Origin of the sequence: Streptomyces sp. NPDC005263 (genome assembly GCF_042872365.1) — a bacterium.
Lineage (GTDB): Bacteria > Actinomycetota > Actinomycetes > Streptomycetales > Streptomycetaceae > Streptomyces.
In genome coordinates this window covers 596,210-609,654 of record NZ_JBIAKJ010000001.1, presented here as the reverse complement: position 1 = coordinate 609,654, position 13,445 = coordinate 596,210, and the positions used below count along the sequence as shown (strand labels likewise).

At 71.8% G+C, this 13,445-nt stretch carries 12 protein-coding genes; 9 read left to right on the top strand and 3 right to left on the bottom strand.

Annotated features, from left to right (window positions below; all coding sequences use genetic code 11):
- The first annotated feature begins 170 nt into the window (after nt 1-170).
- From ACFYRY_RS02825 to ACFYRY_RS02785, 9 genes are all read left to right on the top strand, one after another.
- Nucleotides 171-698: a hypothetical protein gene (locus ACFYRY_RS02825; protein WP_389139301.1), complete on the top strand. Its 528-nt coding sequence runs from the start codon at nt 171-173 to the stop codon at nt 696-698.
- A gap of 408 nt (nt 699-1,106) precedes the next feature.
- Complete coding sequence (locus ACFYRY_RS02820) at nt 1,107-3,245, top strand: hypothetical protein (protein WP_389139299.1); 2,139 nt, start codon at nt 1,107-1,109, stop codon at nt 3,243-3,245.
- A gap of 96 nt (nt 3,246-3,341) precedes the next feature.
- Nucleotides 3,342-4,850: a GT4 family glycosyltransferase PelF gene (gene pelF, locus ACFYRY_RS02815; RefSeq protein ID WP_389139297.1), complete on the top strand. Its 1,509-nt coding sequence runs from the start codon at nt 3,342-3,344 to the stop codon at nt 4,848-4,850.
- Nucleotides 4,847-6,262, top strand: a complete 1,416-nt coding sequence (locus ACFYRY_RS02810; RefSeq protein WP_389139295.1) for a hypothetical protein — start codon at nt 4,847-4,849, stop codon at nt 6,260-6,262. The genes pelF and ACFYRY_RS02810 overlap by 4 nt, the downstream gene beginning before the upstream one ends.
- A gap of 87 nt (nt 6,263-6,349) precedes the next feature.
- Entirely contained in the window at nt 6,350-7,351 is a 1,002-nt protein-coding gene (locus ACFYRY_RS02805) for a GDP-mannose 4,6-dehydratase (RefSeq protein WP_389139293.1), read from the top strand.
- Between the two features lie 42 nt (nt 7,352-7,393).
- Nucleotides 7,394-8,107: an NDP-sugar synthase gene (locus ACFYRY_RS02800; protein WP_389139291.1), complete on the top strand. Its 714-nt coding sequence runs from the start codon at nt 7,394-7,396 to the stop codon at nt 8,105-8,107.
- A 7-nt stretch (nt 8,108-8,114) separates the two neighbouring features.
- Nucleotides 8,115-9,008 carry an NAD-dependent epimerase/dehydratase family protein gene (locus tag ACFYRY_RS02795; RefSeq protein WP_389139289.1) on the top strand — a complete coding sequence of 298 codons (894 nt, stop codon included), beginning with the start codon at nt 8,115-8,117 and terminating at the stop codon, nt 9,006-9,008.
- The gene (locus ACFYRY_RS02790) at nt 9,005-9,667 is read left to right on the top strand and encodes a spherulation-specific family 4 protein (RefSeq protein ID WP_389139287.1); all 663 of its coding nucleotides are present in this window, start codon (nt 9,005-9,007) and stop codon (nt 9,665-9,667) included. Before ACFYRY_RS02795 ends, ACFYRY_RS02790 begins: the two co-directional genes overlap by 4 nt.
- Entirely contained in the window at nt 9,664-10,545 is an 882-nt protein-coding gene (locus ACFYRY_RS02785; RefSeq protein WP_389139285.1) for an endo alpha-1,4 polygalactosaminidase, read from the top strand. The genes ACFYRY_RS02790 and ACFYRY_RS02785 overlap by 4 nt, the downstream gene beginning before the upstream one ends.
- Before the next feature lie 87 nt (nt 10,546-10,632).
- Here the strand turns inward: ACFYRY_RS02785 and ACFYRY_RS02780 are convergent, their stop codons facing one another.
- The 3 genes from ACFYRY_RS02780 to ACFYRY_RS02770 all read right to left on the bottom strand — a co-directional run bounded on the left by ACFYRY_RS02780 (nt 10,633) and on the right by ACFYRY_RS02770 (nt 13,282).
- Nucleotides 10,633-10,821, bottom strand: coding sequence for a YbdD/YjiX family protein (locus tag ACFYRY_RS02780; RefSeq protein WP_389139284.1), 189 nt, complete (start codon nt 10,819-10,821; stop codon nt 10,633-10,635).
- Complete coding sequence (locus ACFYRY_RS02775; RefSeq protein ID WP_389141032.1) at nt 10,818-12,986, bottom strand: carbon starvation CstA family protein; 2,169 nt, start codon at nt 12,984-12,986, stop codon at nt 10,818-10,820. The genes ACFYRY_RS02780 and ACFYRY_RS02775 overlap by 4 nt, the downstream gene beginning before the upstream one ends.
- A 74-nt stretch (nt 12,987-13,060) precedes the next feature.
- On the bottom strand, nt 13,061-13,282 hold the full coding sequence (locus tag ACFYRY_RS02770; RefSeq protein ID WP_389139282.1) for a DUF3311 domain-containing protein: 222 nt from the start codon (nt 13,280-13,282) through the stop codon (nt 13,061-13,063).
- Nucleotides 13,283-13,445: the final 163 nt, after the last annotated feature.

The following is a 13,445-nucleotide window of genomic DNA, read 5'->3' as shown; positions in this document are numbered from 1 at the left end:
GCCGGACCACCGGGTCACACCCTCGCTACCGTGCGACTTCACAAGCACACCGACAGTCACACGGCTCCCTCGCCTCACCTTCACGGCACGCACGCTTTCGGCCGTGCGGCGTCGAGCGGACCGCCGCCGGGGCAGACGGTGCGCTCGCGGGATGCCTAGCCTCCCAGGCCATGCGATCACCACTGATGAGGCGCTTCGGCCTCGGTGCCGTCCTCGCCCTGGCCCTCGCCATGTTCGGCCTGGCCCCGAACGCGAGCGCGGCCGACCCGGCGCCGGCCGAGCTGACGTTCGCCACCGACAGCGCCACCGCCACGCCCGGCGGCACGGTGAACCTGTCGATGACGATCACCAACAACAAGACCTACGACATCTGGTTCGTGTACCAGACCATCGAACCGACCTGGCTGACCACCCAGCGACCCGACCTGAAGTACCGCTTCACGGGCTGCAGTCTGGCCACGACCGCCGGCCCCGCCCCGTGCTCCGGAACCGGCCCCGCCAACCTCGGCACCAACTACGGCGCCACCATCCCGCCCGGCCAGAGCCGCACGGTCACGCTGACGCTCCAGGTCGCCGCCGACTCCGGCTGCAACGGCAACATCGGCTTCTACTCGTACTACTACGCCGAGTTCAGCGACAGCACCAACGCCAGTGGCGGTCCGGTCTACACGCCCGAGACCCGAGTGCTGTGCGCCTGACAGCTCGGCGAGAGCGTTTTCGACCGTAGCCAGTGTGACCTGAAACCGGCCTGTGGCCAGGTGCGTGCTCCGGTACGGACCATTGAGCTTCCGCCCGGCGGGCCCCAGTGGTCCGCCGGTGCGCCGAGCCTTGCAGGACCAGCACTCGGAGCTCTCCCGCCCAGCGGGCCACACCTGCCCCCCTGATGGAAAAACGCTCAACTTGGTTGCTCGAGTGACCCGTTGGACACCTGCGCTTTTCCGTCATGTTTCGCAGCGCGACCACGAAAGCTGCACACCTGTATCACCATGTGACGCGACGGATGTGTTGGCGACCGGCTTCTGAGGGGGATGCCGGCGTCACGCGAGGGGGTGCGTCCGCTCCACGGGAGCCGTGCTCACCCCTGCCCGGGGAGGGGACTTCACCGCATGAAGCGGAGCATACGGACGACCGTGCTCACGGTGGGCGCGCTCGTCGCAGCGGTCGGCCTGCCGACCGGTGCGGCCCAGGCCGCCGACACCACACCCCGCATCGATCTGCGGGTGCTGGTGGTGAGCGACGGCGGCCCGTCCACCGACGCCATCGCGGAGGAACTGGACACGGCCGGGACGCCCTACACCGAGATCGACCTCACACGGTCCGGTCGGCCCGTGATCGACGCCGGCTTCCTCGCGGACACCGTGGACGGCCGGCCGCGCGCCAAATTCCAGGCCGTCGTGCTGCCCAACGACAACCCGTTCACCGCCGGTTCGACCGAGATGGCGGCGCTCGCGGCCTATGAGCGGACGTACGCCGTCCCCCAGGTCGACGCCTACACCTACGCGCGTCCGGAAGCGGGCCTGCAGTACCCGGTCAACGGCGGCTACTCCGGCAGCGTCGACGGCGTGCGGGCCTCGGTGACCTCCGCCGGCCGGGCGGGCCCCTTCGGCTACCTCGACGGCACGGTGCCCTTCGAGGACAACGACCCAGCCGTGGGCGAGAGTTACGCCTACCTGTCGACCCCCGTGGCGGGCGCCGACTTCACCTCGTACGTCGACGCTCCGATCCCCGGGCGACCGACGCGCGGCTCGCTGGTGGGCGAGTACCGGCACGACGGGCGACGCGAACTCGTCGTCACGTTCGTCTACAACCAGTACCAGCAGCAGTTCAGGCTGCTGGCCCGCGGCATCGTCGAGTGGATGACCGGCGGCGTCCACCTCGGCGCCTCCCGCAACTACTTCGCCGTGCACGTCGACGACGTGTTCGCCGCCGACGACCGCTGGGACAGCACCCTCAACTGCACACCCGGTGACGTCGACTGCTCCGACCCCGACGCCACGCCCGACCCGATCCGCATGACGCCCGCGGACGTCGACCACGCCATCTCCTGGCAGAACAGCCGTGGCCTGACCCTCGACTTCGCCTACAACGCGGCCGGCAGCGTCGACCAGCGCGACGACAACAACGGCGTCGACGCACTCGCCGACAAACTGATCGCGGACCGCGACGCGTTCCGCTGGATCAACCACACCTACTCGCACCCCTTCCTGGGCTGCGTGCAGGACACCACGGTGGTGCCCTGGAAGTGCGCCACCAACGCCGACGGCAGCACCCGGTGGGTCAGCCGCGCGGAGATCTCCGACGAGATCGCCACCAACCGGGTGTGGGGTCAGGCCGCCGGACTCCCGCTGGACAACGACGAGTTGGTCACCGGCGAGCACTCCGGCATGAAGGTGCTGCCGCAGCAGGCCAAGGACAACCCCAACCTGGCGCTCGCCCTCGACGACAACGACATCACCTGGCTCGGCTCGGACAACTCCCGTGACCCCGACCAGCGTCAGGTCGGTCCGGCCACCACCGTCCCCCGCTACCCGATGAACGTCTTCTACAACGCGGGCCGGGCCGCCGACCAGGTCGACGAGTACAACTGGATCTACACCAGCCGCGCCCAGGGCGGCAGCGGCATCTGCGAGGACAACCCGGACACCACCACCTGCCTGCCGGCACCGCTGGACACGGCCACGGGCTACGCCGATCACATCGTGCCCCTGGAGAAACGAATCGCCCTCGGACACGTCCTGTCCAACGATCCCAAGCCGCACTTCATCCACCAGTCCAACCTGGCCGAGGACCGCATCGCCTACCCTGTGCTGAACGGCGTCCTCGACGACTACGACGCCGTGTTCGCGGACAACACCCCCGTGGTGAACCTGCGGATGAAGGACATCGGCACCGAACTCCAGCGCAGAGCCGCCTGGCAGTCCGCCCTCAAGGCAGGCCAGGTCACCGCGTACCGCATCGGTGACACGGTGACCGTCGAGGCACCGGACGGGCTCACCGTGACCGCGACCGCGCCCACCGGCACCACCCTGGGCGGCGCCGCCTTCGGCTCGGCGTACGCGGGCCGGACATCCGGCTGGACGCCCTCCGCCGGTACCCCGCTCGACCTCACCCTGCCGGCGTCCGCCACGGCATCGGCCGCCGAGCCCACCGAGCTCGTCCACCCCGCCCCGGCCACCGGCCCCGCGCCGGACACCCGCGTCCCGGCCGGCGTGACCGAACAGGTTCCGTACCCCGCGGACAACTGAACGGCGCACCCACCCAAGGACCGACCGCGGTCCCGGCCGCCATCCGCGACCGGGACCGGTACGAACCACCCCACACCTCGGCCGTGGAGCACATCGATGCACGTTCCCCACGGCGCGCGACGCCCCCGCGCGACGCGCGTCACCCTGCTCACCGAAGGCACCTACCCACACAGCCATGGCGGCGTGAGCGTCTGGTGCGACCAACTCGTCCAGGGCATGCCCGACATCGACTTCGACGTCATCGCCGTCACCGGCACCGGACGCGAACCCGTCGTCTGGGACCTGCCCGCCCAGGTGACGCGGGTCCTGTCCGTCCCCATGTGGGCAGCCCCACCCGAGGGCCGCGCGCCCCGGGGCCGCGCCCGCTCCCAACTCGCCGCCGCCTACGAACAGTTCCTGACCGCGTTGCTCGACCCGTGCGCCGAGGGCGGGTTCCCGCCCGCCCTGTACGCCATGGCGCGGGCCGCGGCGGACGGCACGCTGAGCCCGTTCCTGCGCGGCGACCTGGCCGTCACGATCCTGGCCGACGTGTGGAACCGGCCGGGCCTGGCGGTGCGCGAGGCCGGTCCCACCCTGCACGACGCGCTCACCGCGACCGCCCTGTTGGAGCACGCCCTGCGCCCGCTGGCCGCACCGCTGCCGCGGAGCGGGGTCGCGCACGCCGTCAGTGGCGGGGTCGCTGCCCTGCCCGGCCTCGCCGCGCTGCACCAGCACGGTGTACCCCTGCTGTTGACGGAGCACGGCGTCTATCTGCGCGAGCGCTACCTCGGCTACCGCACCGCCCCCTACCGCTGGCCCGTGAAGGCCGTCGTTCTCGGTTTCTTCCGGCTGCTCGCGGAGGAGAGCTACCGCCGGGCGGCCCTGATCACGCCCGGCAACCGTTACAACCGGCTGTGGGAGGAACAGGGTGGTGCCGACCCGGAGAAGATCCGCACGGTCTACAACGGCGTGGACCCGGCCGCGTTCCCGCCCGCCGGGCCCGAGCCACAGGCCCTCACCCTCAGCTGGGCGGGCCGGGTCGACCCCATCAAGGACCTGGAGACCCTCATCCGGGCCTTCTCCCACGTACGGGCCCAACTCCCCGACACCCGCCTGCGGTTGTTCGGCGGAACACCGCGCGGCGGAGAGGCCTACCGGGAACGCTGCGAGGCGCTGGCCGCCGAACTCGGGCACGCGGACGCGGTCACCTTCGAAGGCCGCGTCGACGACATCAAGGACGCCTACGCGGCCGGCAACGTGGTGATGCTCTCCAGCATCAGCGAGGGTTTCCCGTTCACCCTGATCGAGGCCATGTCGTGCGGACGGGCCACCGTCTCCACCGACGTGGGCGGAGTACGGGAGGCAGTCGGCGACACCGGGCTCGTCGTACCGCCGCGTGATCCGGCGGCGATGGCGGCCGCCGCGCTGGAACTGCTCCGCGATCCCGCACGGCGCCGGGCGATGGGGGAGGCGGCGCGGCTGCGGGTGATCGAGCAGTTCACCCTGCGGCAGACCATCGACACCTTCCGCGCCATCTACCTCGAACTCCCCACACTGCAACGACGGTCGAAGCCCGCGGCGGCCACCCCGGAGGCACTCGCGCCGGTGAGCACGGTGGCCGGATGAGCGGCCCGATATCCCTCGAACCCGGCGGCACCGAACAGGACACCCTGGCACTGCGGTTGGCCCACACCCGCCCGCCACGCCGCCGCCCCCGCTGGGCCCTCGACGACAGCACCCTCGCCATCCGGCTGCCGTCGCGCGGCCCCGACGAGGAGGCGGTCAGCGCCCTGGCCGCCGAACTCGCCGACCGTGTCGGCCCCGCCGTCCACCCCTACGAGGTCGCCGCACTACTGGAGGCGGAGGGCCTGTCCGCCTCCGTCATCAAGGAGCGCTACGGCCACCCGAACCTGTTCTCGCTGGCCTCCGCCCTCTACGAACGGGTACCGCGCACCTTCCCGGAGCCCGCGCCGACGGCCGACCCCTGGCGCCCGGACACCGTGCGCTGCCTCCTGCGCGGAGTGCTGTTCGCGCTGCCCGGCCTCGCCTACCTGCTGACCGCGCCGCTCTGGAACGCCACAGCACACGCCTCGGCCCTGATCGTGGCCGTTCTCGTCTCCTGGGCCTGGGGGCAGGCCCTCGGCCACCGGGCCCACCTGCGGATGGCCACCGGCAAACGGGAGGCGGGCCGTACGCTCCTGGCCGGCGCGCCCGCGGGGGCGGCGGTGGCCACAGCCGTCGCCGCGCTGTCCGCCGGGGGCGCCCCGGTGACGCTGATGGCGGCCGCCCAGTCGGCGTACCTCGCCGCGGCCGGCATCCTGCTGGTGCTGGGCCGAGAACGGCTGCTGCTGGCCGCACTCAGCCCACTGGTCGCCGGCACCGCCGTCCTGCCGTGGTGGGAGCCGGGCCCCCTGCTGCGAGCCGGGCTGCCGCTGCTCGCGCTGTTCGCCACACTCGCCGTCACCGGCCGGGCCCTGCGGACCGTTCTCGCCCTCCCGGCGGTGTCCGGCGCCACCCGGCCACGCCTGCTGCGGTCCCTGCCGTACGGCCTGTTCGGGCTGGCGGCGGGGGTGCTGGTCCTACTTGAGGGGCGACAGGAGCCGTACGCGGTGATCGTGCTGACGGTGAGCATGGGGCCGGCGGAGTGGCTGCTGTACCGCTACCGCGGCCTGTCGGTCGCCGCCCTGCGCGCCACCGCGACGCCCGCCGGGTTCCTGCTCCGTTCGGCCGGCGTCCTCGCCCGGTGTCTCCTCGGCTATCTCCTGCCGCTGCTCGCGGCGGCCCTGCTCACCGGCGCCGAACCAGTTCCTCTGCTGCTGCTCGCCGCCACCCTGTGGACCGCGCTGCTGCTCCAGGCGTTCGGGGTGGCCTGGCCCTCGGCCGTGATCTCCCTCGCCGCTGCCGGAGGCGCCGGCGCGGTCACCCTGCTGCACCTCCCACCGGGCCCCACGGCGCTGCCGCTGGCCTGCGGTGCGGCGGCACTCGGTCTGTCGGGGTGCGCCCTGTGGTTCCTCGGACGGCCCGCCCCACACCTCTGACCCCCGTGGACAGGCCCGAAGTCCCGGCCGATCCCCGCCCGATCCCTCGGCTCCACTCACGCGCAACCAATGGGAAGGACTCGTCAGTTGACCTCCGCACCGCTCGCCGCCGTCACCGGAGCCGAGGGTTTCATCGGCTCCCACCTCACCGAGGCGCTGGTCGCCTCCGGACACCGGGTCAGAGCCATGGCCCAGTACAACTCCTTCTCCTCCTACGGCTGGCTGGAGACCCTGCACCCGGACGTCCTCGACCAGGTGGAGATCGTCCTCGGCGACGTCCGGGACCCCGGCTCGGTCCGCGGCCTGCTCGAAGGGGCCGACGTCGCCTACCACCTGGCCGCCCTGATCGCGATCCCGTACTCGTACCAGGCGCCGCACAGCTACGTGGACACCAACGTCACCGGCACCCTCAACGTGCTGGAGGCGGTACGCGCGCTCGGCACGCCCCGGCTGGTGCACACCTCCACCAGCGAGACGTACGGCACCGCGCAGACCGTGCCCATCACCGAGGACCACCCCATCAACACGCAGTCGCCGTACGCCGCTTCGAAGGCGGGCGGGGACCGGTTGGCCGACAGCTACCACGCCAGCTTCGACACTCCGGTGGTGACACTGCGGCCGTTCAACACCTTCGGGCCCCGCCAGTCGATGCGCGCGGTCATCCCCACCGTGATCGGCCAGGTGGCCGCGGGGGAACGCACCATCACCCTCGGAGACCTGCGTCCCACCCGGGACTTCACCTTCGTCAAGGACACCGCGCGGGCCTTCCTCGCCGTGGGCACCGCGCCCGCCGAGCAGGTCGTGGGCCGCACCCTCAACGCCGGTACGGGCGGCGAGATCTCCGTCGGCGACCTGGTCGCGCTGATCGGCAAGGTGATGGACACCGCCCTCGACGTCCGCGCGGACCCCCGGCGCATCCGGCCCGCCAACTCCGAGGTGATGCGGCTGGTCGCGGACGCGAGCCGGCTCACCGCCGCCACCGGCTGGCAGCCCGCCCACACCCTGGAGGAAGGGCTCGCGCACACGGTGGAGTTCTTCGGCGACCCGGCCAACCTGGCCCGCTACAAAACCGGCATCTACAACATCTGACCTCGCCCGGCACGTCTGCGCACGTACACGAAGGAGGAGCCCATGCACGCAGTGATCCTGGCGGGAGGCAAGGGCGTTCGGCTGCGGCCCTACACCACCGCGCTGCCCAAGCCGCTCGTCCCCATCGGTGACCAGCACGCGATCCTGGAGATCGTGCTGCGGCAGCTCTGCACGGCCGGCTTCACCAGCTGCACCATCGCCATAGGCCACCTCGGCGAGATCATCCGTGCCTACGTCGGCGACGGCTCACAGTGGGGCCTGACCATCGACTACGCCACTGAGGAGAGCCCGCTGGGCACCATGGGCCCGCTGCTCACCCTGCGCGACAGCCTGCCCGAGCACTTCCTGGTGATGAACGGCGACGTCCTGACCGACCTCGACTACGCCGACGTCCTGCGCACCCACCGCGACTCGGGCGCACCACTGACCATCGCCACCTACGCCCGCAAGGTGCAGATCGACTTCGGGGTGCTGACCACGGATTCGAGCCGGGTCGTGGGATTCACCGAGAAACCGAGCATGGACTACCGCGTCTCCATGGGTGTCTACGGCCTGTCCCGCTCCACCCTCGACGGCTACACCCCCGGACTCCCGCTGGGCTTCGACGAGTTGGTGCTGGACCTGTTGGCCACTCAGAATCAGCCGCACGCCTACGAGTTCGACGGATACTGGCTGGACATCGGACGCCCGGACGACTACGACCGGGCCAACGCCGAGTTCACCACCCGCAAGTCGCATCTGCTCAAGGGAGCCTGAGCACCACATGCGTATTCTCGTGCTGGGGCACACCGGCTATCTGGGTGCCCATGTCGCCGAGCGGCTGCGCGCCCTGCCGGGCGCGCTGGTCCTCGGCGGCGGCCGCTCGTCCGCCGCCGAGATCCCCGTCGACCTTGCCATCGTCCGCCCGGAGCGGCTGGCCGAGACCCTCGCGGCCGCCGCGCCCGACACCGTGATCAACTGCGCGGGCGCGACCGGCGGGGACGCCGTGACCCTCGCCGAGGTCAACGCCCGCGGCCCCGCCGTGCTGTGCGCCGCGCTGCGCGAGGGGGCACCCGCGGCGCGTCTGGTGCACCTGGGTTCGGCCGCCGAGTACGGTCCCGGCGCCCCGGACGTCCGGGTGCCGGAGTCGGCGGCCACCCGCCCGGTCGGCCCGTACGGCGCGACCAAGCTGGCGGGCACGGTCGCGGTGACCTGCTCAGGGCTGGACGCGGTGGTGCTGCGGGTGGGCAATCCGGTGGGGCCCGGGGCGCCGGCCGCCGGGCTGCCCGGCCGGATCGCCGCACTGCTGCACGCGGCCGGCCCGGACCCGGACGCGGTGCTGCGGCTCGGCGACCTGTCCGCGTACCGCGACTTCGTCGACGTACGGGACCTGACCCGGGCGGTGGTCCTCGCGGTCACCGCACCCGGCCCGCTGCCGCCCGTCCTCAACATCGGCGGCGGCCGGGCCGTCCCGGTGCGCGACCTGGTGCGGGGTCTGGCCGACAAGGCGGGCTTTCGCGGGCGGATCGAGGAGAACGCCGCCGGGTCCGCCCGCGCGGCGGAGGTGTCCTGGCAGTGCTCCGACATCACCGCCGCCGAGAAGGCCCTGGGCTGGCGCCCGGACCACACCCTCGACGAGGCGCTGACCGCGCTGTGGGAAGGCGACGGTACGCCGTGAGCCTGCTGATTCCGCTCTACGTCCACCCGGCCGAGGATCCGGGTGCCTGGCACCGCCTGATCGCCGCGGCCACCCGCACCTACGGGGTCGTCCTCAACCCCGCGAACGGCCCGGGCGACGGCCCCGATCCCGCGTTCACCGCCGCCGCCGGGGCGCTGCGCGCGGCCGGGGCACGGCTGCTCGGTTACGTCGACACCGACTACGGGGTCCGCGACCTCGCCGAGATCACCGACGACGTGCGCCGGCACCGGGAGTGGTACGCGGCCGACGGCTGCTTCCTCGACCGGGTGACGGCGACGCCGGACGGTCTGTCGGCGTGCCGCCGACTGGTGCGGACCGTACGCCGGCTCGGCGCGGCGACGGTCGTCCTCAATCCCGGGGTTTATCCGGCGCCGGGGTACGTCCGCCTCGCCGACCTCACCGTCACCTTCGAGGGCCACTGGTCGACGTACGTGTCGGCGTTCAGCAGACCGGCCTGGACCGCGCGCCACCCACCCGAGCGCATGTGCCACCTCGTCTACGGCGTGCCCGAGGCCCTCGTCCCCCTCGCCGTCCGTACCGCGCACGACCGGGGCGCGGCGGTCTGCGGCCCCGTGACGGGCGAACCCCCCAATCCCTGGGCCCAGTTGACGCCCGCGCTGACCGGGACGGAGCGATGAGGAACAGGGCACCGGCGTACGCGGCGCTGCTGGCCGTGCTGGGAGCCCTGGCATCGGCGGGCTGCTCCGGCGCGGACGGGACGACGACCCCCGGAGCCCACCGGACCACCGACGCCCGCGGTCCGGCATCCGGCACCCCGGGCACCACGCCCCCCCGGCCCACGACGCGCCCCGCGGGGGCGCGCTGGAAACCCCGGCCCGGGCTCGCCTGGCAGTGGCAACTGGACGGGAAGGTCACCCCCTCGGCCGACGTACCCGTCTACGACATCGACGGCTTCGAGAACTCCGCGGCCGACGTGGCCCGCCTGCACCGCGACGGCCGCAAGGTCATCTGCTATGTCAACGTGGGCGCCTGGGAGAACTTCCGGCCCGACAAGGACGCCTTCCCGCGCTCGGTGCTCGGTGGGACCAACGGCTGGGCGGGCGAACGCTGGTTGGACATCCGGCAGCTCGCCGTCCTGAAACCGATCATGGAACGCCGCTTCGACATGTGCCGCGACAAGGGCTTCGACGCGGTGGAGCCCGACCTGGTGGAGGGCTACGGCAACGACACCGGCTTCCCCCTCACCGCACGCGACCAGCTCGGCTACAACCGCATGATCGCGGCCGTCGCCCACGAGCGCGGACTGTCGGTCGGACTGAAGAACGACCTCCCCCAGATCCCCCAACTCCTCGCCCACTTCGACTTCGCCGTCAACGAGGAGTGCGCCCAGTACGACGAGTGCGCCGAACTCGCCCCCTTCATCGCGGCCGGCAAGGCGGTGTTCCACGTGGAGTACACGGAACCGAGAAGCGACTTCTGCGCCGAGTCCCGCCGACTCAGGCTGTCCTCCATGGTGAAGAAGCCGGAACTGGGGGTATGGCGTCAGCCGTGCTGACACGGGACGGACGCGGCTGCCCACTCGTCGGAGAACCCGCCCCGGGTAACCGGGAAGCCCTAAGCGCCCGGCACCACCGGCCGCCCGTCAGCAGCAGCGGCTCTGCGGGTGGGTCTCCCGGTGCCGGGCGCGCTGCGCCGCGTACTCCCGACGGGTCGGTACCGGGGCGAGCGGATGGTGGCGTCGGTGCCGCTCGCAGTGGCGGTCGTACTCCGCCTCGCCGGTCAGCTCCCGCAGGTACCAGCGCACGGCCCGGGCCCAGCGTACGGCCCTCACGAGCGGGCCACGGCCAGCGGCTCGGCCCCCTGGGCGGGCACGTCGATGCGGGACTCGACGTACGGCGTCTCGGTGGTCGGCGACACCCCGGGCGACCGGACGGCCCGGACACACACCACCGCGGCGTTGACGATCACGACGGCGACCAGCAGCAGGAAGAGGGCGATCAGCACACCGTCGACGGTGGAGTTGGTGACCACGGTGTGCATGTCGTCCAGGTCCTTGGCGGGCGGCAGGACCTGGCCGGCGTCCAGGGCGTCGGCGTAGCGTCCCCGCTGGGCGAAGAAGCCGACCTTGGGGTCGTCGGAGAAGATCTTCTGCCAGCCCGCGGTGAACGTCACCGCGACCACCCAGGCCAGCGGCAGGCCCGTCACCCAGGCCCAGCGCAGCCGCCCGGACTTGACCAGGACCGTGGTGCACACGGTGAGGGCGATGGCGGCGAGCAGCTGGTTGGCGATGCCGAAGAGCGGGAACAGCTGGTTGATCCCGCCCAGCGGGTCGGTGGCGCCGGAGTGCAGGAAGTAGCCCCAGGCGCCGACGACGAGCCCGCTGCACAGCCAGATACCGGGCTTCCAGTTGACCCGGCCGAGGGGCTTGAAGACGTTGCCGAGCATGTCCTGGAGCATGAACCGCCCGACCCGGGTGCCCGCGTCGACCGTCGTCAGGATGAACAACGCCTCGAACATGATGGTGAAGTGGTACCAGAACGCCTTCATCGCGGTGCCGCCGATGATCCCGGAGAAGATCTCCGACATGCCGACGGCGAGGGTGGGCGCTCCGCCGGACCGGGCGATCAGTGTCTGTTCCTCGACCGCCTTGGCGGCCTGGGTGAGCTGGTCGGGCGTGATGGTGAAGCCGAGGCCCGCCACCGCGTGGGACGCCGACTGGGCCGTCGCACCGAGAAGCCCCGCGGGGGCGTTCATCGCGTAGTACAGACCGGGTTCGAGGGTGGCAGCGGCGATCAACGCCATGATCGCGACGAACGACTCCATCAGCATGGCGCCGTAGCCGATCAGCCGGACCTGGGACTCCTTCTCGATCAGCTTCGGGGTGGTGCCGGAGGCGACCAGGGCGTGGAAGCCGGACAGCGCGCCGCAGGCGATGGTGATGAAGAGGAAGGGGAAGAGGGAGCCGGAGAACACCGGACCGGCGCCCGAACTCGCGAACGAGCTGACCGCGTCCGCGTGCAGCACGGGCGCGGCGACCACGACGCCGACCGCGAGCAGCGCGATGGTGCCGATCTTCATGAAGGTGGACAGGTAGTCCCGGGGCGCGAGCAGCATCCACACCGGCAGGACGGAGGCGACGAAGCCGTATCCGATCAGGCAGAACACGAGGGTCGTCGGGCTCAGGGTGAAGGTGCCGGCCAGCGAGGAGTTCTGGACCCAGCTGCCACCGGCGATCGCGAGCAGCAGCAGCGCCACGCCGATCAGGCTGGTCTCGACGACCCGGCCGGGGCGGATCCGGTGCATCCAGAAACCCATGAACAGGGCGATGGGGATCGTCATCGCGACTGAGAAGGTGCCCCAGGGGGAGTGGGCGAGCGCGTTGACGACGACCAGCGCCAGCACACCCAGCAGGATGATCATGATGGCGAAGACGGCGATCAGGGCGGCGGCGCCGCCGGCCCGGCCGATCTCGTCGCGGGCCATCTGCCCCAGCGACCTGCCGTCCCGCCGCATCGACAGGAACAGCACGACCATGTCCTGCACCGCACCGGCGAAGATCACCCCGGCGACGATCCACAGGGTGCCGGGCAGGTAGCCCATCTGGGCCGCCAGCACCGGACCCACCAGCGGGCCGGCGCCGGCGATCGCGGCGAAGTGGTGGCCGAGCAGCACCCTGCGGTCGGTCGGCTGGAAGTCGACACCGTCCTCCAGCCGTTCGGCGGGGGTGGCCCTGCGGTCGTCCGGCTTCAGCACGCGGCGGGTGATGAAGCGGGAGTAGAAGCGGTAGGCGATGGCGTACGAACCGAGCGCGGCCACCACCAGCCAGACCGCGGAGATCTTCTCACCCCGGGTCAGCGCGACAACCCCCCAGGCGACGGCGCCCACCAGCGAGACGGCGGCCCACAGCAGGATCGACCGGGGTGACATACGGGGCCGCCGGGAGCAACGCCCCCGGGAGGGCGGCTCGGACGGCTCGGGGAGGGCGGATTCGGGCATGGCTGACGTAGGCATGGCGGCTCCTCACCTTGAGGGTGGTGTGACGGTACGTGCGAGAAGGTCAGCGACCCGGATCAGGGGTCACGATGGTCGTGCCTGGTCAGGGCGTACGCGGCGAGCAGGCACAGGCCGCACCCCGGCACCCAGGCGAGCTGGTACCAGTAGAAGAACGGCGTGCCGGCCAGCCGTGGACCGGCACCGGCGTACCAGGGCACCCACAGCAGTCCCGCCGCGGGCGCGAGGAGCAGCAGGGCGACGGCGACGCGCCGTAGCCGGCGATGACTGGTCCGCGCCATGACCTGCGCCTCCTCTCCCGCTCGCTGTGGGTCTGTGCAAGAGTTGCCCACCCGCCGGAAGTGGTTGACAGCCGATGTCCAGAAGATTTCCGCCGATGGCCCGTCAACCGAACCAGCCGTCCGCGCAACCAACGGGTGAGATCCAGGCACACCAAGGACGGTG

Coding starts and splice junctions, on each gene's coding strand:
- ACFYRY_RS02825 (WP_389139301.1), top strand. CDS start 171: ATGCGATCACCACTGATGAGGCGCTTCGGCCTCGGTGCCGTCCTCGCC.
- ACFYRY_RS02820 (WP_389139299.1), top strand. CDS start 1,107: ATGAAGCGGAGCATACGGACGACCGTGCTCACGGTGGGCGCGCTCGTC.
- pelF (WP_389139297.1), top strand. CDS start 3,342: ATGCACGTTCCCCACGGCGCGCGACGCCCCCGCGCGACGCGCGTCACC.
- ACFYRY_RS02810 (WP_389139295.1), top strand. CDS start 4,847: ATGAGCGGCCCGATATCCCTCGAACCCGGCGGCACCGAACAGGACACC.
- ACFYRY_RS02800 (WP_389139291.1), top strand. CDS start 7,394: ATGCACGCAGTGATCCTGGCGGGAGGCAAGGGCGTTCGGCTGCGGCCC.
- ACFYRY_RS02795 (WP_389139289.1), top strand. CDS start 8,115: ATGCGTATTCTCGTGCTGGGGCACACCGGCTATCTGGGTGCCCATGTC.
- ACFYRY_RS02785 (WP_389139285.1), top strand. CDS start 9,664: ATGAGGAACAGGGCACCGGCGTACGCGGCGCTGCTGGCCGTGCTGGGA.
- ACFYRY_RS02775 (WP_389141032.1), bottom strand. CDS start 12,986: ATGCCCGAATCCGCCCTCCCCGAGCCGTCCGAGCCGCCCTCCCGGGGG.
- ACFYRY_RS02770 (WP_389139282.1), bottom strand. CDS start 13,282: ATGGCGCGGACCAGTCATCGCCGGCTACGGCGCGTCGCCGTCGCCCTG.